Raw genomic sequence first — 18,936 nt, 5'->3', positions numbered from 1 at the left:
ACAGGCGGGGTTCTGACAGACGAAACTCTCGAGTGGGAGCTCTTTTGACACGTCCGGGGATAGGCCCCGGACGCTCCCATTTCAGTGGTGTCGGGCATAGTTCCAGCCAACTACCCCCGCATCATGCAGCCCCTTCAGACACTGGCTCACGATCACGGCGTCTCCATCCTGCTGATCCATCACGCCAAGAAGGGCGACGCGGAAGGCGGCGATCCCTTCGACATGGTCCTCGGGAGTACCGCCCTCACGAGTAACGCGGACGCCAGCATGATCCTGACCCGCGCCAGGGGCCAAGGAGAGGCGCTCCTGTACCTGACCGGTCGGGATGTGGAGGAACGCGAACTGTCCCTGACCCGGCAGGGCGTGCGGTGGGAACCCAGCTCTCTGCACGGTCAGAAGGCCCTGTCTCTAGCGCAGCAGGAAGTCCTCGACATGATCGGCAAAGGTTTTCACACTGCCGCCACCGTCGCTGATGCACTCCGGAAGAGTCGCACGGCCGTGCAGAACATCCTAACCAACCTGCTGGAGGGAGGCTTCCTGGTTCAGGAGGGACGCGGCAAGCCCTACTACCTGCCCGGCCAGCTCCCGGAAACGCCAACCCTGTCACCCGTCATGTCGGCGGGAGCACGTGACATGACTGACAAGCATGACATCCGTCCGATCCTCAATGCCCTCGACCTGATCTGATGTCACGTTGTCATGTCATGTCACCCCCCTCCCACACACTCTCTACCCCCCCTAGCCTGAACTGATGTCACGTTGTCAGTCATGTCACGCCCCCCCACAGGTCTGACACACGCCCCCCACCCACACCACTCATGACGGCCGTTGCGCCGCAACCGTGCCGGACAGGGTTGTAGGGACACCCCCCTACCCTGCCCCCCGGCCAAGTCCGAAGAACAACTTCGGAACCCCTGCTGGAACGTTCAGCGCAACGCCAGCAGCCCAAGGAGGACTCCATGAACACCACCCACCCATTCGAGATTCACAACATTGACGGTTACGCCTTCATCGCCGCTACTGACCTGCACGCCGCTCTGGTGACCTGGCAGGCGTACGAACCCTGGATCATGACCCACCTGGTACTTTCCGGAGCGGAACGAGGCGTGGACTGCCACGTCGAGGGCGACGACTTCACCACCGCCCGCCTGAGCCTCCCGCTGGCGGAAGCCATCCTGACGCACCTCCCGGATGACATGGACGGCGCCGCCGCACTCCAGAGGTTGCAAGTCACCCGCAGCCTGATCCTGAACGGGAGCGTGAACGCATGAGCCGCGTCGCCGCACACACCTGGGGGCTGGCATGGGCATAAGCACCAAGATCACCGCCCTCAAGGACTGGGACAGCCACAGTCAGCCGGAGCAACTGGCGGCTTTCACCCGGACCATGATCGGCCGCAACGAGTACGCGCTCTCACACGTGCACTTCTACCTGCGCGTCACTCCCGAAGGGGAACTGCACAAGCTTCTCCTCTCCACAACGGAGAACCCCGATACGCACGCCCTGCTGAACAACAAACGCCGAACGCAGCTGTGGGCCAAGCTCCCCCCAGAGTGCGTCCCCAGCGCCGCCCTGAAAAGCCAGGGACGCCTGAAGTCCCTACTGGCACAGCTCCACAACGCCCACATCAGAGGTCACACCGGGCGACTCAACCTCCGCTGGTCTTCCAAAGCTCGCCCCACCTTAAGAGAGCTGCTGGAAGACCTGCAGAGGTTGCCCTATACACCCGCAGTAGCAGCCGCCCACAGTGCTCTCGCCAGTCAACGCCTCACCGTTCCACTGTCAGCCTGACTGAACAGAACAACCCAGGGAGGTTCCCAGCAAAGCGTGCTGGGGCCTCCCCTGTCCTTTCCTGCCACACAGGGCGGAGTGACATCCACCGCACGCCAAGAGCCATGTGAGGAACAGACCTCACCCCTGCGGCGCACTCCCGCAGCTTCACACCCCCTGACCGCTCACACACCAATCCATGTCGCGGCCAGCCCACCGCACCTGCGACGGCAGATGACACCCCAGCCCTCTATCCTGAGCCCACACGACTCCAGGAGGTCAACCACATGCCCGCCAACACCACCGAAATCGAACGCCGCCTCTGGGCCGCCGCCGACAACCTCCGCGCCAACAGCAAACTCCGCAGCCACGAGTACAGCACCCCCGTACTCGGGCTGATCTTCCTGGCCTACGCCGACTACCGCTTCACCGCCGCACAACCCACCCTGACGGCCGCCAGTCGCCGCAGCGGCACCACCAAAGACGACTACCAGGCGGCCGGCGTCCTGTACGTTCCCGACAACGCCCGGTACTCCTACCTGCTGAACCTGCCCGAAGGCACCAACCTCGGCCAGGCCGTCAACGACGCCATGCGCGCCATCGAGGACGACAACGAGGACCTGCGCGGCGTCCTGCCCAAGCTGTACAACCGCCTCGACAACACCATCCTCGCCTCACTGCTGAAAGCATTCAACTTCAGCGAAATCATGCACGACCTCGAAGGCGACGCCTTCGGCAAGATCTACGAGTACTTCCTCGGCAAGTTCGCCCGCGACGAAGGCGGCAAAGGCGGCGAATTCTACACCCCCACCAGCCTCGTCAAACTGATGGTCGAGATCATGGAACCCTTCCACGGCCGCATCTACGATCCTGCCTGCGGCTCAGGCGGGATGTTCGTACAGAGCGCACGCTTCATCGAAGAGCACCGCCGCAACCCCACCACGGAAATCAGCGTGTACGGCCAGGAGAAAACTGCCGAGACCGTCAAACTGGCCCGCATGAACCTCGCCGTTCACGGACTCAGCGGCGACATCCGGCAGGCCAATACCTTCTACGAAGATCCGCACACCATCAAAGGCAAGTTCGACTTCGCCCTCGCCAACCCCCCTTTCAACGTCAGCGGCGTCGACAAGGAACGCATCGGCACCGACCCCCGACTGCCTTTCGGCATCCCCAAGTCCGACAACGCCAACTACCTGTGGATGCAGTACATCCACAGCAGCCTGAATGACCGAGGCCGCGCCGGGGTCGTCATGGCCAACAGCGCCAGCGACGCCCGAGGCACCGAACAGGACATCCGCCAGAAACTCATTGAGTCCGGCAGCGTCGACATCATGCTGGCCACCAGCAGCAACCTCTTCTACACCGTGACCCTGCCTGCCACAGTGTGGTTCTTCGACAAACGCAAGAATGGCACTCCACGGGAAGATCAGGTGCTCTTCATCGACGCTCGCAAGATCTACACCCAAATCACCCGTGCTATTCGCGAACTCAGCGACGAACAGGTGGAATTCATCGCCAATATCGCCAACCTGTATCGCGGCGAGGAACCCGAATTTATCCACAGCACACGCGAGCAGTTTGAGGAGACATTCCCTGACCTGACATACCGAGACGTGCCTGGCCTTTGCAAGATCGCCACGCGGAGCGAGATCGCAGCACAAAGCTGGAGCCTGAACCCCGGCCGTTATGTGGGCGTCACAGCCCGCGCCGCAGACGACTTTGACTTCACCGTGCGCCTAAGCGAACTGAACGAAGAGTTAGAGACCCTCACTGCCGAAGCGCACAAGTTAGAACTGAGAATTAGCGAGAACGTCCAGACCTTGATGGGTGAGGTACGCCGGGAGATTGTTGATGAAGCAGCCCTGGCCTGAAGTCCCGCTCTACGAGGTGTGCGGAACCATCGTGGACTGTGTGAACAAGACAGCTCCTGTCGTCGAAGGTCCTACGCCCTATCGGATGATCCGCACTACCAACGTCAAGTCGGGTGTAATCGACTTAGCGACCGTCCGATACGTCACAGAAGAGACCTACCGCGCTTGGACTCGACGGCAAATGCCTCGCCCTGGCGACGTAATTCTGACCCGAGAGGCCCCACTGGGTGAGGTGGGGATGCTGAGGGAAGCGGACGGTGTGTTCCTGGGTCAGCGCCTCATGTCCTACCGCGCAGACCCAGACAAGCTTGATGCTCACTTCCTGCTATACGCCCTTCAAGAAGATCACCTCCAAGATCAAATCAGAGCGACAGGTGCAGGAGCCACCGTTGAGCACATGAGAGTTCCTGATGCGGAGAATCTAAGGATCAAACTTCCCCCTCTGCACACCCAGCGCAAGATCGCCGCTGTCCTCTCGGCCTACGACGATCTGATTGAGAACAACACACGGCGGGCGCAGATCCTGGAGGAGATGGCCCGCGCCCTGTATCGCGAATGGTTCGTGGAGTACCGCTACCCCAGCCATGAACAGGATGAATTCTCAGAAGATGAGCAAGGCAGGCGTCCTGACGAGTGGTCCTGGGTGCCAATGCCTTTTGCTATCGACATTGATCCTAAAACCAAGGTCGCAAAAGATGGTCTCAAGTCCTTCGTTCCAATGAGCAGTCTTTCGGAAGATTCGATGATTATCAATGACATTGAGAAGAGGTCAGGCAACAGCGGGGCCAAGTTCAAGAATGGAGATACGCTGTTTGCGCGCATATCTCCATGCCTAGAGAATGGCAAGACTGGATATGTCAACTTTTTACCCGATGATTCTTCGACGGCGTTTGGCTCAACGGAATACATCGTCATGCGCTCGAGGCTCGTATGCCCCGAGTATGTTTACCTTCTTTCACGCTTACCAGAATTCAGGAGCCACGCAGAAGCCAGCATGTCCGGTGCCACCGGGAGGCAGCGAGTTAAATCAGAGAGTTTTGCGAACTATATGATAGCCCTACCACCGTCTCATTTAATCAAAAGCTTTGAAGCTCTGACCAAACCCCTGTTCGACGCAATATTTAATTTAGCTAGCCGCAGTGCCAATCTCCGTCGTACCCGTGACCTCCTGCTGCCCAAGCTGGTGTCTGGGGAGCTTGACGTTTCCACTCTCGACGTTCAGGGCGTTGAAGAACAACTACAGGAGGAAATCGCATGATTGCAGAGCAGGCAAGACTGGCAGAGCTGCTTCACGGCAGCAAGCAGTTTGAGGTGCCTCTGTACCAGCGGCCTTACTCCTGGGGTACGTCGGAACGGGAGCAGTTCTGGCGGGACATTCTGCGGATCGGTCAGGATGCCCGTTCCACGATGCACTTCACCGGGTCGGTGGTGTTCATGGAGCGGACGGGCAGCATGGCCGGGAACCTGAAGCGGGCGCGGCTCATTGACGGGCAGCAGCGCCTGACGACCCTGACGTTGCTCATGCTGGCGGTGTCCGAGCGTCTGGCGCGTGATGGTGAGCTGGCGGTGCCGCTGGATGGCACGTCGGACATGCAGCAGATTGGGGCGTCGGACGTGCGGGAGGATTACCTGTTCAACAAGCGCCTGACGGGGGATTCGCGGTACAAGTTGTTGCCGACGCATTCGGACCGGGACACGTTGAAGGCGCTGATGGAGAGTGGTCAGGTGCCGCTCAACGAGTCGAAGGCGATCCTGGCGGGTGTGGCGTTCTTCCGGGAGAAGCTGGCGGATCCGGCGTTGGATCTGCGGGTGGTGCTGCGTGGCGTGCACAAGTTGCAGGTGGTGACGGTGGCGCTTGAGGAGGGGCGGGATGATCCGCAGTTGATCTTCGAGAGCCTGAACAGCACCGGTAAGGATCTGACGCAGGCGGACCTGATTCGGAACAACGTGCTGATGGGGCTGCGGCCGGAAGAGCAGGATGAGTTGAGTCGTGACTTCTGGGTGCCGATGGAGTTGCGGTTCGCTTCGCTCGATGGCGTGACGTTTGACCGGTTCATGCGGGATTACCTGACGTTGAGGACGCGGAGCATTCCGAACGAGCAGGAGGTGTACGCGGCGTTCAAGGCGTTCCGTGCGGCTCGCCCTGAGGGCGAGAACGTGCAGGTGCTGGTGGCGGACGTGGCGCGCCTGGCGAAGTTGTACATGGGGATCGTGCATCCGGAGCAGTTGGCTGACGAGAAGGTGCGCCTGGCGATGGAGGATCTGCTGGCCTTGCGGGTGGGGGTGGTGTCGCCGTTCCTGCTGGAGGTGCTGGAGGATCACGCGCTGGGGCGTCTGACGGATGCGGATCTGGAGAGGGTGCTGCGGCTGCTGGAGTCGTTCCTGTTGCGCCGCGCGGTGCTGGGGGAGCGGACGGCGCCGCTGAACCGCTTCTTCGCGGCGTTGGGGCGTGAGCTGGAGAAGGCGGAGTACGTGCGGTCGCTGGAGCGGGCGCTGGTGCGTTTCCAGGACCGGGATCAGGATGGGTTCCCGTCGGACGAGGCGTTCGTGGCGGCACTGAAAACAGCGTCGATCTACCGCATGAATGTCTGCAAGCCGTTGCTGGTGCGTCTGGAGCGGGGGCATAGCCCCAAGGAGGCGTTCGAGAACGACACGTTGACCATCGAGCACGTGATGCCGCAGAACAACAAGGCGGATTCGTTGAGTGGGGCGTGGCAGACGATGCTGGGATCGGACTGGCCGGAGGTGCAGCGTCGGCTGGTGCATACGCTGGGGAACCTGACGTTGACGGGGTACAACAGCGAGCTGGGAGACCGGCCGTTCGTGGAGAAGCAGTCCCTGCCAGCGCCGAAGGGGTACCGGCACAGCCGGATGCTCATGACCCGTAAGTTGGCGGACCTGCCCGAGTGGAATGAGGCGCGCATCCAGGCGCGTGCGGAGGAGCTGGCGCAGCAGGCGCTGAGCCTGTGGTCTTTCCCGGCGTTCACGCCGGAGGAAGTGCAGGCGTTACGGGCTGAGGGGAGACAGCGGGGCGCGACGCGGACGGTGGAGGATTACTTCGACAACGCCAGTCCGGCGTTGCGTCAGCTGTTCGCTCAGGTCCGGGAGCGGTTGCTGGGTCTGGATGGCCGGGTGACGGAGACAGCGAACCGCGCGTACGTGGCGTACAAGGCCGGGTCGAACTTCTGCGACCTGGTGCCGTTGACGAGTCAGGACGCCTTGAAGTGCTGGTTGAACCTTCCGCCGGATGACGTGGACGATCCGCTGCACCTGACGCGGAACGTGGCAGGACGTGGCCGGGCTGGGAATGGGGAGCTGGAAGTCACGCTTACAGTTCAGTCGGATCTGATGGCGTTCGAGGCGCTGGCGCAGCAGGCGTTGGCTTACCAGTTGAGCCGACAGGACGGCGCGTCGTCACAGGCAGCTGGTGAGACCGTCAGCTTCGCGCACCTCCCGGCAGAGGCGCAGCAGGTGCTGGAGGATCTTCAGACCCGGACGCTGGGATTGGGTTCGGTGACGGCGACGGACCGGCGCTTCTACCGTTCGTTCCGCAACCGCCGGGTGTTCATGGAGATCTATCCGCGTCAGGCGGCGTTGCATCTCTCCGTGCGCTTCACGCCTTCGGCGGAGAGTGAAGTGGAAACGACGGGGTGGCGCCAGTCCAACGTGTGGCTGTCCCGGTCTGTGGCCACGCGGGCTGAACTGGATGCCGCGTGGCCGGTCGTGATGGCCGCGTTTGCGGATCAGGAGGAGGGCGGGACGGACGGGGCTGTACAGGCGTCGGTCACGAACGCGCAGTACCGGTTGGCGCGTCAGGTGTTCGACGAGTTGAAGACCCGCGGGGCGGTGCTGGCGGATGACGTGGAGGCGCAGGTGACGCAGAAGAGCGCGCGGTTCTCAGTGATGTCGACCCAGGGGCCGCTGGAGTTCATGCGGGTCATCAGCAGCGCCAGTACGGGACGCGTGGAAGTGAAGCTGAACGTCGAGGCGGCGCAGCTTCAATCCCCGCAGGGGTTCGGCCGGACGGTGGCGCCGGGTGATGAAACGGCCGGCTTCACGCCGGGACACTTCGAGGCGACGGTCGTTCGGTTGGAGGAGGTAGAGACGGTCCTGGAGCTGGCGCGGCAGGCGTACGAGGCCCTCCGTGCGTGAGTTCAGCGAGGCCCGGCTGGTCGAGCAAACCTGCATGGTCATCCTGCGGAGCCTGGGCTGGCAGACGCTGGATGCCACCCATGAGGTCATGGGAAGCTCCGGCACGCTGGGGCGCGACAGTTTCCGTGATGTGATCCTGGCAAAGCCTCTGCGTGAGGCTCTGACCCGCCTGAACCCTGGCGTGCCGAAATCCGGCATTGACCAGGCGCTGGAAGTGCTGACGGCAGACCGGTCTGCGCTGTCAGCCGTGGCAGCCAACCAGGAGCTGCACGCCCTGATGCTGGCGGGTGTGCCGGTCCTGGTGCCGGACGATGAGAGCGGCGGCGAGAAGAACGAGCGGGTTCGGGTCATTGACTGGGAACAGCCGGACCAGAACTCCTTCCTGGCCGTGCAGCAGCTGACCGTCAAGAGTGACCTGTACACGCGCCGGCCGGACGTGGTGGGGTTCGTCAACGGGCTTCCGCTGGTGTTCGTGGAGTTGAAGTCCACGCACCGACGCCTGCGCAACGCGTTCCGGGACAACCTGCGCGATTACCGGGACACCATCCCGCACCTGTTCCAGGCGAACGCCGTGCAGGTTCTCTCGAACGGAACTGACGCTGTGGTGGGAAGCATGACGGCTGGCTGGGAGCACTTCGCGGAGTGGGTGCGCGTGGAGCGGGAAGACGAGCCGCGGCGCGTGGGGCTGGGAACCCTGCTGCGCGGTGTGTGCGAGCCTGGCCGCCTGCTGGATCTGGTGGAGAACTTCACGGTGTTCCTAGAGGGCAAGGGCGGTGTGGCGAAGATCCTGGCGAAGAACCACCAGGTGCTGGGGGTCAACAACGCCCTCCAGGCGCTGGGGCAGCTTGGGGAGAATCGCGGGCGCCTGGGGGTGTTCTGGCACACGCAGGGGTCCGGGAAGTCCCTGAGCATGGTGTTCTTCGCGCGCAAGGTCCTGCGGAAGGTGCCGGGGAACTGGAGCTTCCTGGTGGTCACGGACCGTGAGGAGCTGGATAAGCAGATCTACGGGACGTTCGCCCGCACGGCGACGGTGCAGGAGAAGGAAGAGGACGTCCGGGCCTCCAGTGGGGCTCATCTGAAGGAGCTGCTGCGTCAGGATCACCGGTTCCTGTTCACGCTGATTCAGAAGTTCCATGTACCTGCCGGGGAGCAGTTCCCGCTGTTGTCCTCCAGAAACGACGTGATCGTCATGACGGATGAGGCGCACCGGAGCCAGTACGACATCTTCGCGGGGAACATGCGGGCGGCGCTGCCGCACGCGGCCTTCATCGGGTTCACCGGCACGCCCCTCATGGCGGGGGAAGAGAAAACGCGGGACGTCTTCGGTGATTACGTGTCCGTGTACAACTTCTCCGAGGCGGTGCAGGACCGGGCGACGGTTCCGCTGTACTACGAGAACCGCATCCCGGAACTGCAACTGACGAACGAGCAGTTGCAGGCGGAGATGGAAGACCTGCTCGACCGGGAGAGCGTCGACGAGGTGGCAGAGAAGCAGGTGGAGCGCGAATTCTCGCGCGAGTACCAGCTCATCACCCGTGATGATCGCCTGGAGAAGATTGCGCAGGATCTCGTGCAGCACTTCCTGGGGCGCGGGCAGTTCGGGAAGGGCATGGTGGTCAGTCTCGACAAGGCGACAGCTGTGCGCATGTACGACAAGGTCCAGCGTTACTGGAAGGAGGCGATCCTGGCGGCTGAGGCCGAGTTGCTTGTGGCGACTGGGGAGGCCAGGGATCCGCTGCTGGCCCGGCTGAAGTTCCTTCGGGAGACGGACATGGCTGTGGTCGTGTCGCAGGCTCAGAACGAGATTGCGGACTTCAAGGACAAGGGGTTGGATATTCTCCCGCACCGGCAGCGCATGGTGAAGGAGGACCTGGAAGGGAACTTCAAGGATGCAGGCCATCCGTTGCGGCTGGTGTTCGTCTGTGCCATGTGGATGACCGGATTTGACGCGCCGAGTGTCAGCACCATCTACCTCGACAAGCCCATGCGGAACCACACGCTGATGCAGACCATTGCGCGTGCGAACCGCGTGTGGGAGGAAAAGGTCAGTGGCCTGATCGTGGATTACGTCGGGGTGTTCCGTAACCTTCAGAAGGCGCTGGCCATCTACGGCACGGGACAGAGTGGCGAGAAGGGCGAGGACACGCCCGTACGGGACAAGCGTGAACTGCTGGCGGCGCTGGAAGCGGCCATCCGCGAAGCGGAGCTGATCGTCACCCCACTTGGCATTGACCCGCAGGCGATCATTCAGGCGCACGGGGAAACGAAGCTGGAGTTGATTCGGGATGCCACGGACGCCCTGCTTGCCGGGGATGACGTTCGTAAGCGCTTCAGAGACACGGCCCGCACCATCAACCGGCTGTTCAAGGCAGCGTTACCTGATCCGGCGGCTCAGCCGTACGCGCCGGAGCGGGCGCTGTACCGTGTGCTGGCTGACCGGTTGAGTGAGGACAGCGAGGACGAGCCGGAACTCGAAGGTGTGATGCACCAAGTGGAGGAACTGCTCGACTCCTCTGTGGCCGCGTACGGGTACGTCATCCGCGACACAACAGCACGGATGGATCTCAGTCAGGTCGATTTCGAGAAACTGCAGGAGAAGTTCAAGAGCACCTCCCGAAAGCGCACGGAAGCCGAGAAGCTCCGCGCCGCCCTGAGTGGCGAGGTGCAGCGGTTGACCCGACAGAACAAGACCCGCGTGAACTACGCGGCGCGTCTGGAAGCCATGATTCAGGAGTACAACTCCGGGTCCGCGAACATCGAGGCGTTCTTCCAGGAGCTGATGCGCCTGGGACGTGACCTGAGCGAGGAGGTCAAGCGGGCCCTGCGGGAGAACCTCTCGGAGGAGGAACTGGCGGTCTTCGATCAGATCACGGCTGTTGATGTGCCTCTGTCCGATCAGGACCGGGAGGCCGTGAAGGCTGTGGCGCGCAGCCTGCTGACGCGGCTGAAAACGGACAGTCTGGTGTTGGACTGGCGGAAGAAACAGCAGGCGCGGGCCATGGTCCGGCAGGCCATCCGTCGTGAGCTGGATGCCCTTCCGGAGCATTACGGCAAGGTGGAGTTCGATGCGGCTGTCACGGCCATCTATGCGCACGTGTACGAGGCGTACAGGAGTGGCACTGAACACATCTACGCGTGAGGTTCGCTGGCCGCCCCCAATGCCTGATGGTGGTGGCCGGCGAACGACTCAGGGGCTGGCCGTCTGAACCGCCGGTCCGTCGCGTTCTGAGAGCAGTTGCTCTCGTTGGAGCCGCTGAAGGTAGGCGTCGATCAGGGCCTGAAAGCTGCAACTGGTCGCTTCGGCCGTGACCTGATCGACGGTGGCTTGGTAGATCCCCAACGCATCCTGGCTGATGGACCAGGGCCAGTTGCGGGCTTCGCATCCCCTTTGGATCACGCCGTTCAGGATTCCGAACATCACGTAGTCGTGGAACAGCGGGCGGCCTGACTGGTCTGTCAGCAGCTCAAACTGTTCAGCGTGCGTATGACTTCCCGAGAGGTCGGTCCGGCCTCCCTGGGGGTCGTTGTAGGTGACTTGGAGGATCCGCATCCGCCGGTCAGCCCGGACGTATTGGGGGGGTCCGAGTGTGACGATGGGATCGAGCTCACTCCAGGCGCTGAGTCGGTCGATGAGGTACATCGTCGCGTTGTACCTCAGGGATCGGCTCACATCGCAAATGAAACATCCGACTTGAATCGTGTGGGCTGGGGCCGATGCCCGTTGTCACGCCACGGCTGGGGCGAACACCTGTAGACCGACTACCGATCAGGCATGGAGTCGTGGAGCGGGGCTACAAACCCCACTCCACGCTGCCGCAACCGTACGTTGTTATGCCGCCCTCACTGCTGCGGGGCAGGCAACTGTACAGGCCGTTTGAACGTCAGGCGTCTCGAATGCCTGCCATCCATCTCCCTCTCGTACGTCACCAGTTCCCAGCCCTGCTTCCCAGCCCAATTGAGAATGTCCCGGTCCTTTACGCCGAGTGTTTCCTCCAATTCCAGAACTTCGTCCTGCTGCTGCCTTCCTTCGGGATCCTCCCAGTAGGCAAAGGACTTCGCTTGCATGGAAAACCCATCCGCTGTCATGGTGGGAATCTCCGTCTCTCCATGGGCGTAGAGGGCGTACTCCCAGGTCACCCGCCGCTCCACCTGCGGGACCTCATCTCCACCAGCCCTCTCCAGCCACATAAGGCTGCTGGCACCGACGGCCACCTCAGAGAGCAGCAAAGCTATGCCCGAAACGACACTAGAGCATTTGCCATAAAGATGCCTTCTTTATGGCCGAGCGGAGCGAGTGAATGTTGCCGAGCAGGACGGAGAATGGAGGCATCAGAATGCTGTTGTTCTGATGCCGTAATTCGGAGAACTGCTCTAGACCTCCTACGAAAGTGGGTTTTCGGTCATTTCCCTCTCCGCTGTTGTCGTCTACAAGGAGGAATCCCCGACATACTCAGAAGTCATATGAATTACTTCTGTTTCGTTGATAACCCGGAAGGGCGCCGGACGGCCAACTCTACGTCCGGAACCCGTTCTGCTCTTACTCGCTCCGCTCGAATTGAATGGCTTTACAAAACCATTCAATTCGATTTCGCATCAGATCAACTTTAGCAGAGGCCTAATGATAAATACGATGTATTTATAAAAGGGTTAAAATAATTTTCCTTATGCCATAAAATTACCTTGATCAAGATTAATTAGAACATTATTAACATAGGCAGCCCCAGGCTCAGTTACTGAATATTCAAGAGGTGTCTTACCACTGAAAACGTCAAGCTCGCTCGTCAGCCAGCTATCAACCAACTTGGGGTCTTCAAATACTCGAAGGGCAAGAGCATATATTTGTGCATATCTGAATATTATATTTGATTCCCCAAGGCTAAGCTCACCCATTTCTTTTCTGCGGTTATATGTCGTCCGAGACATATGAGTGATTTTTAGAAGCTCAGAGTTTGAAACACTTAAAGCTTTTTGCAGGTTTTCCATAGCAGAAAAAGGTAAGCCATGAGTGATTTTATCGATAAGCTGAGAAGGGCTGTCGATCATCATTCCAAGAATCCTTGCTATTTCCTTATGAGAAGGGGTACTAGTATAGATAGGATATCCAGAGCTCATTTTTTCACCTCTTGCTTCACTTGAATTACCTATTAGGAAGAATTCGACTGGGGATAAGGAGTATTGATAAAATTGTATTTCTACATCGACCCCCTCTATAAGCCTTTGGGAGTATCTTACTTTTTCTTCAGTCAGCTCCTTTGGGGATATGTGTCGATTTCAGTCCGGTGAGCGAAGTTATTGGTTTACCTGCGCGGCCAATTAGGATCAACGCACGTGAGTATTCGCACGGCGTCTTGGTGGCGAGGGTTGATGATGACGTTGTACTGATGCGGGTCTCGCTCCGATCGTACGCGCAGGGCGAGGCCGCGCATGGCATTGAGCCACCCACCTCCTATGGTCTGCGTGGAGGTAGGGTGAGGATTGTGATTCCAGTCACCTGGATACTGGTCATCCGGTAGCGTCTGAATCAGTTCACTAGGGACGTGGACGAGGATGGGAACGAGAGCAGCCTGTAAGATCGTCGCCGAGACGCTTTTGAGAACCTCTGCCTCGGCGAGCGCCCTGCTCGAACTTGCGTAAACCGCCGGTTGGCCGAGCTCATTCCAGCGGTTGGAACTCGGGGACACGTACACGGCAGTGATCGGAGTAGTCACGCGGTGCCTTCTGACGAAGCGGAAGAACGTAACGTACCCCGCAGGTGGTGTGAGTGAGGCCGGCAGGAGAGTGAACGGTTCCATTCTTACCCCCAGGGGTCTTCACCGGACTGATTTTCATTCGTCACGCCGCAACTTGGCTTTTTTGATACTACAGCATGTTCCAAAAAAGCATGTTCATCTAAAGTTAAGAGTTTCCATGCCTGTCGGAGTCGTGTGCCACACGACGTCATGAGGACGCGGATCAGGAGAAACGTCGGTCAGCACGTCATTTTCTCTATCGCGTTCTGGAGTGCATGTTGAGCCGTGCCAAGCCCTTCTCAGCCTGAACAGCCCGGAGACGAGCATCAGGCGGTCGAACAACGAGAAGGCGAGAGGCGCCGGATGTCGTGTGGTGCGGGGCGCAGGGAACAGGTACGCGCAGCATGCTGTGCTGACCGATAAAAATCCGTGTGGGGCCGTGATCGGCAGCGTTCTGGAGGGCATCTCGTGCCGCCTGGAAACTCTTGTCCCAGCAGTAAGTTCCTGATCCAGGGTGAAATCGGCGAGCGCACCGCCACCCTGACGCGGTCATTGCTCGTTCAGACCAAAGAACGCCTCGCTGATCCGCATGGACTGGTCCTGTTCACGGACGGTTTTCTGTCGTACCAGACGTTATTCCCTGAAGTATTCGGCAGGCCGTACCGGCCTGCGAGACAGGGGACGCGGGGGCGGTTCCCGAAGACGGCTTACCGGATCCCGCGATCCTCGGCCCACGTACGGATCATCAAGGAGTATGCCGGGAAGCGGGTCGTGAGCGTCCGAACCGAGATCGCCGCAGGGACTCGCACCCGGGTGCACGAGGAACTGCAGCGGTTGGGCTACCGGAAGCCCAATACCTCTGCCGTGGAGCGTCAGAACGCGACGGCAAGACGGATGAATCCCCACCTGGCGAGGAAAAGCCTCGCATTCGCGAGGCTGACAGTCCACCGGGTGAGCCTGGCTCATCTGGTTCAGGGGACCTACAACTGGTGCCGAACGCAACGCGGTCTTCGGAAGAAGCTTGACGTCCCGAAGGGACGTCAACAGCACCTCCAGCGCATATCGGCGATGGCGATTGGGCTGACCGATCGCGTTTGGACGCTGCGAGCGTGGCTGTCACGGCCTCAAGGCGTTTCCTGTCGGGCATAGTTCGCCTCTGTTAGCGAATTCAGGTGATGGCCCCCGGACTCCGCATTTATCGTTACTGAGCCGCGATGATCCGCCCCGCCAAACAGCAGGTTTCGAATTCGCCAACAAAGTCTAGTTCCAGCCAACTACCTCTCGCTGGTCCAGAACGAGTTCCATCTCGGCGAAGGTTTCGAGGTAGATCTTGTTGGGCCATCTGAAGCTTGTGCGATTCAGCCGTCGGATGCGTTCAAGACGGTCGTGTCTCACTCACTCAGGGTAACGGAGGACTTTCGCAGAAGGTGCACTGGTGAAACGAGACACGGCGGGGACTATACCAACTGACCCACAGGCACACGGACGACTTTGAGATCGTGTGTTCCCCAGCCACTTGACCCCCACAACAAATGAGATTTATACTGTCCTAGACGATATTTTCCAGCTCAGTGGCAGAGCATCCGACTGTTAATCGGACGGTCGTTGGTTCGACCCCAACCTGCCGAGCCACACAGAACCCCCCACTCCGGTGGGGGGTTTTCATGTCCGGTCCGCTCAGAGCAGGCGGCCCTGCTCGGGACCCTGGCCGGGGTCCGGCGTCTGCACCGGCACGCCGTGGGCGTTCAGGGCCGCGCGCAACTGGGGAATGTTGTGCAGGGCGTGGCCCTTGGTGGTGTTCTCGAAGAACACGTACAGCTCGCTCAGGTCGTCCGCCACGAGGGCGATCTTCTGCGCCCATTCGTCCATCTCGGCGCGGCTGTAGCGGTAGTCGTGGCGTTCGGCGGCGCTCTGCCCCTCCCACCAGCTGCCGGCGTTACGGCCGTGCAGGCGCAGGTAGCCCACGTCCCCGGTGACGTGCAGTTGCGGTTCCGGCAGGCCCCCGGCGGGCGGGTAGTCGGGGCTGACCCAGATCAGGCCGCGCTCGGCCATGCCCTCGCGGACTTCCGGGCGGTCCCAGCCCTCGTGGCGCATCTCGACGGCCAGTTCATGCCCGGCGAAGCGTTCGGCCAGCTGGCCCAGGTAGCGGCGGTTGGCGGGCGTGCGGTGAAACGAGAACGGGAACTGCGCGAGGTAGGGGCCCATGACGCCCGCCTCGCGCAGCGGTTCGGGGCTCTGCAGCATCCGGTCGAAGTCGGCGTCGGTGGGCGCGCGGTCGTGGGTGAAGACCCGGTGGAGTTTCACGGCGAACCGCACCCGGCCACCGCTCCTGCGGGCCATGCCCTCGAAGGCCTTCAGGCCGGGAATGGCGTAGAAGGAACTGTTCAGTTCGGCGGCGTCGAAGTGCCGGGCGTAGGTGGCGAGGTACTCGTCCTTGCGGACCCCCTCGTAGAGCAGGCCCTCTTCCGTCCAGTCGTCGTTGCTGTAGCCGCCGCAGCCGATGTACACGCGCATGTCTGTCAGGGTACGGTGCGCGCCGCGGGTGCAGGCGTGGGGCGCGGTGAAGGTTTCGTTCACCTGCGGCGGACTGCCGTCTGTCCCGTTCCCACCCCCGCAGGGCGCCGGGTTGCCGACGCCCCGCCCGACCCCGCTCTGCTGCCACTCGCCCTGCGGCGCCGCTCTGCGAGTCTGCTCGGATTGAACGGTTGCCAGCACCATTCAATCGGAGTCCGTCTCATCAATGGTGCGGACAGGTTCATACCTTCAGGGCAGACCAGCGATGAACACGCCGTGTTTACCCCTCCCCCTTGAGGGGGGAGGCTGGGAGGGGGTGAGCAGGAATGGCGTTACAGAAGACGTTTTCCATGCTTGTTCCCTCTAGCGCTTGAAAAGTGTCCGCACTATTGCTCATACGGATTCCGTTTGTTTCGCTAACAGATCGGAACACCACCGATCTGCCAACGCCACGTCCGGAATCCGTTTCTCTCCTGCTCTGCGGGGCAGCTCTACGAGTCGCATCCGCTCGGATTGAATGGTCTTTGCAGCCCATTCAATCGGAGTCGGTATCAGTAGTACAGGATGTCCCAGTGGTTCGATTCGCGGGCGTAGATGTTCCCGGCGGCGCTGCGGTACTGGGGCGCGCCGTCGCCGCGTACGCCGATGTACGTGAAGTTCGCGGTGATGTAGTTGCTCACGCAGGTGGTGATGGAAGTATCGACCTTGTAGCCGTTGTAGTGACTGTACGTGCCGCTGGCGTGCCCGACCTCGGTGCCGCCCGTGATGTTCACGGCGCAGCCGGACGCCTGCTTGAGCGTGATGATCCCGTCGATGGTGCCGGAGTAGATCTGTTCGAGGGACGTGCAGCTGGCGTTGCTGCGGACACTGCAGTTGCCGCTGGACACCACGGGAATCCCGGCGGCGGTCACGCGGCTGCGGGCGGTGGCGTCGCTGAGGCGCGTGCCGCTCTGGGCGGTGAGGGGCGCGTCGCCGTCCTGCTGGGCGCGGCCGGTCGGCGTGGCTTCCGGCAGGGGCACGGAGCGGCAGGCGGCGAGGGTCAGCAGGGCGAGCAGCGTGGCGGCCTGAAGGGGCTGGGGCATGGGGGCTCCTGTGGGGTGGGGGCAGGGAACGTCAGCGTCAGGGCATGACAGGCAGGCCGGTCCGGGGTGGGGCCGGCGCGGTCTGAAGCTCGGGGTGGGACGTGCCGAGCGTACCCCACCCGCTTCCCACAGGGTGAGAGGCGCGTGTGAAGCGGGCGGGAGCAGAGCGCACGGGCGGGCGTGGCGTCGGCAACCCGGTGCTGTTCCAGGGTGGGAACGGGACAGACGGAACCCGCCCAGCTCCTGCTCGCTTCGCTCGGATTGAATGGTCTTTGCAGCCCATTCAATCGGAGTCCGTATCAGTTGAGGCTGGGGGGGCGGTTCAGGGTGGTCCAGAACGCCTGGATGGTCTGCATGGCGGCGCGGAACTGCGTGAAATCCATGGGTTTGATGACGTAGGCGCTCGCGCCGTGCGCGTAGGATTCGCGGATGTCGCGGCCCTCACCGCTGGTGGTGAGCATGACGACCGGGATGCCGCGCAGGCCCGGGTCGGCCCGGATGACGTCGAGCACCGCGATGCCGTCCATGTGCGGCATCTTCAGGTCCAGCAGGATCAGGTCGGGCAGCGTGCCGGCGCTGCGGGCGGCGCGGAGCAGCTCGATCGCTTCCGGACCGCCGGACGCGACACTGACCTCGTGGCCGGGGCTGCCGGCCGGCCCGTCGTCCAGGGCGGTCAGGGCGAGCTCCACGTCATTCGGGTTGTCGTCGATGATCAGGATCCTGCGGGTGTTCACGGTTCCCCCAAGGGCGGCAGCCGTTGCGCGTGCGAGGCGACCGGCGGCCTCGTGCCGCTGGTGACCATCAGCTTAGCAGAGCTCATGAGGGATTTATAAAGCCTGTTTAACATTCTGGCTGGCGCGTGTGCCGCCCCGGGGCGCCCGTCTCGTATGACACGCACACGGTCTGCCCGCACCCTGACCGCGTAGACTTGCCCCCATGTTGACCAAGCGCATCATTCCCTGCCTGGACGTGCAGAACGGACGGGTGGTGAAGAACGTCCGCTTCTTCGAGGACCACCGCGACGCCGGGGACCCGCTGGTGCTGGCCCAGGCGTACGAGGCGCAGCAGGCCGACGAACTGGTGTTCTACGACATCACCGCCACGTTTGAAGGCCGCAGCCTGATGCTGGACGTCGCCGCCAGGGTCGCCGAGCAGGTCATGATGCCCCTGACCGTCGGGGGCGGCGTGAACCACCTCTCGGATTTCCGGCAGTTGCTGCTGGCCGGCGCGGACAAGATCAGCGTGAACAGCGGCGCCCTGACCCGCCCCGAACTGATCCGCGAGGCCAGCGACCACCACGGCGCGCAGTGCGTGATGCTGAGCATCGACGCCAAACGCCGTCCGGACGGGCGGGGCTGGAACGTGTTCCGCGCCGGCGGGCGCGTGGACACCGGCCTGGACCTGATCGAGTGGGCCGTGCGCGGCCAGGCGCTCGGCGCGGGCGAGGTCTGCCTGAACGTCATGGACGCCGACGGCACCCGCGCCGGCTTCGACCTGCAGGCGACCCGCGCGGTGGCCAGCGCGCTGGACATTCCGGTGATTGCGTCCGGCGGCGCCGGGAAACTCGAGGATTTCCGTGACGTGCTGCGCGGCGGTGACAGCGGCGGGCACGCCGACGCCGCGCTGGCCGCCAGCGTCTTCCACTTCGGGGAACTGACCGTGCCGCAGGTCAAGGCGTACCTGAAAGGCGAGGGGCTGCCCGTGCGGCCCGACTGGCAGGACACCCACACGCCCTGAACGACACGCCCTGAGCCGTGGACCCTGAGCCGTGGGTCCTGAGCGGTCAACAACCCTCACTCCACACCTGCCACCCCG

15 protein-coding genes are annotated in these 18,936 nt (G+C 62.0%); 8 read left to right on the top strand and 7 right to left on the bottom strand.

The annotated features are described in order from the left end of the window. Positions 1-123 precede the first annotated feature (123 nt). The 7 genes from ABDZ66_RS12310 to ABDZ66_RS12280 all read left to right on the top strand — a co-directional run bounded on the left by ABDZ66_RS12310 (position 124) and on the right by ABDZ66_RS12280 (position 10,935). Positions 124-687, top strand: coding sequence for a P-loop NTPase family protein (locus ABDZ66_RS12310; RefSeq protein ID WP_343759319.1), 564 nt, complete (start codon positions 124-126; stop codon positions 685-687). A gap of 272 nt (positions 688-959) precedes the next feature. Further along, complete coding sequence (locus ABDZ66_RS12305; RefSeq protein ID WP_343759317.1) at positions 960-1,271, top strand: hypothetical protein; 312 nt, start codon at positions 960-962, stop codon at positions 1,269-1,271. A 31-nt stretch (positions 1,272-1,302) separates the two neighbouring features. Continuing rightward, positions 1,303-1,791, top strand: coding sequence for a hypothetical protein (locus ABDZ66_RS12300; protein ID WP_343759315.1), 489 nt, complete (start codon positions 1,303-1,305; stop codon positions 1,789-1,791). Between the two features lie 266 nt (positions 1,792-2,057). Further along, complete coding sequence (locus tag ABDZ66_RS12295; protein ID WP_343759313.1) at positions 2,058-3,644, top strand: type I restriction-modification system subunit M; 1,587 nt, start codon at positions 2,058-2,060, stop codon at positions 3,642-3,644. Beyond that, positions 3,625-4,902 (top strand): restriction endonuclease subunit S, encoded by a 1,278-nt coding sequence (locus tag ABDZ66_RS12290; RefSeq protein ID WP_343759311.1) that lies wholly within the window; start codon positions 3,625-3,627, stop codon positions 4,900-4,902. Before ABDZ66_RS12295 ends, ABDZ66_RS12290 begins: the two co-directional genes overlap by 20 nt. Continuing rightward, a complete protein-coding gene (locus tag ABDZ66_RS12285; RefSeq protein ID WP_343759309.1) occupies positions 4,899-7,796 on the top strand; it encodes a GmrSD restriction endonuclease domain-containing protein in 2,898 nt (965 codons plus the stop codon). The genes ABDZ66_RS12290 and ABDZ66_RS12285 overlap by 4 nt, the downstream gene beginning before the upstream one ends. Further along, a complete protein-coding gene (locus tag ABDZ66_RS12280; protein WP_343759307.1) occupies positions 7,789-10,935 on the top strand; it encodes a type I restriction endonuclease subunit R in 3,147 nt (1,048 codons plus the stop codon). Before ABDZ66_RS12285 ends, ABDZ66_RS12280 begins: the two co-directional genes overlap by 8 nt. A 48-nt stretch (positions 10,936-10,983) precedes the next feature. Here the strand turns inward: ABDZ66_RS12280 and ABDZ66_RS12275 are convergent, their stop codons facing one another. The 7 genes from ABDZ66_RS12275 to ABDZ66_RS12250 all read right to left on the bottom strand — a co-directional run bounded on the left by ABDZ66_RS12275 (position 10,984) and on the right by ABDZ66_RS12250 (position 17,855). Continuing rightward, positions 10,984-11,436 (bottom strand): hypothetical protein, encoded by a 453-nt coding sequence (locus ABDZ66_RS12275; RefSeq protein WP_343759305.1) that lies wholly within the window; start codon positions 11,434-11,436, stop codon positions 10,984-10,986. A 200-nt stretch (positions 11,437-11,636) separates the two neighbouring features. Next, positions 11,637-12,023: a hypothetical protein gene (locus tag ABDZ66_RS12270; protein WP_343759303.1), complete on the bottom strand. Its 387-nt coding sequence runs from the start codon at positions 12,021-12,023 to the stop codon at positions 11,637-11,639. A 435-nt stretch (positions 12,024-12,458) separates the two neighbouring features. Beyond that, on the bottom strand, positions 12,459-12,842 hold the full coding sequence (locus ABDZ66_RS12265) for an antitoxin Xre-like helix-turn-helix domain-containing protein (protein WP_343759301.1): 384 nt from the start codon (positions 12,840-12,842) through the stop codon (positions 12,459-12,461). A 251-nt stretch (positions 12,843-13,093) separates the two neighbouring features. Then, positions 13,094-13,588, bottom strand: a complete 495-nt coding sequence (locus ABDZ66_RS17280) for an RES family NAD+ phosphorylase (protein WP_425544430.1) — start codon at positions 13,586-13,588, stop codon at positions 13,094-13,096. A gap of 1,614 nt (positions 13,589-15,202) precedes the next feature. Continuing rightward, positions 15,203-16,039 carry a DUF72 domain-containing protein gene (locus ABDZ66_RS12260; RefSeq protein WP_343759299.1) on the bottom strand — a complete coding sequence of 279 codons (837 nt, stop codon included), beginning with the start codon at positions 16,037-16,039 and terminating at the stop codon, positions 15,203-15,205. A gap of 551 nt (positions 16,040-16,590) precedes the next feature. Next, entirely contained in the window at positions 16,591-17,121 is a 531-nt protein-coding gene (locus tag ABDZ66_RS12255; protein WP_343759297.1) for a hypothetical protein, read from the bottom strand. Positions 17,122-17,420: 299 nt separating this feature from the next. Continuing rightward, positions 17,421-17,855 carry a response regulator gene (locus ABDZ66_RS12250; RefSeq protein WP_343759295.1) on the bottom strand — a complete coding sequence of 145 codons (435 nt, stop codon included), beginning with the start codon at positions 17,853-17,855 and terminating at the stop codon, positions 17,421-17,423. A gap of 202 nt (positions 17,856-18,057) precedes the next feature. Between ABDZ66_RS12250 and hisF the strand changes: the two genes are divergently transcribed. After that, a complete protein-coding gene (hisF, locus tag ABDZ66_RS12245; RefSeq protein WP_343759292.1) occupies positions 18,058-18,858 on the top strand; it encodes an imidazole glycerol phosphate synthase subunit HisF in 801 nt (266 codons plus the stop codon). Positions 18,859-18,936: the final 78 nt, after the last annotated feature.

Origin of the sequence: Deinococcus depolymerans (assembly GCF_039522025.1) — a bacterium.
Taxonomy (GTDB): Bacteria; Deinococcota; Deinococci; order Deinococcales; family Deinococcaceae; genus Deinococcus; species Deinococcus depolymerans.
Note: the sequence above shows the minus strand (reverse complement) of the source record. Positions and strands in the feature narration are given on the sequence as shown.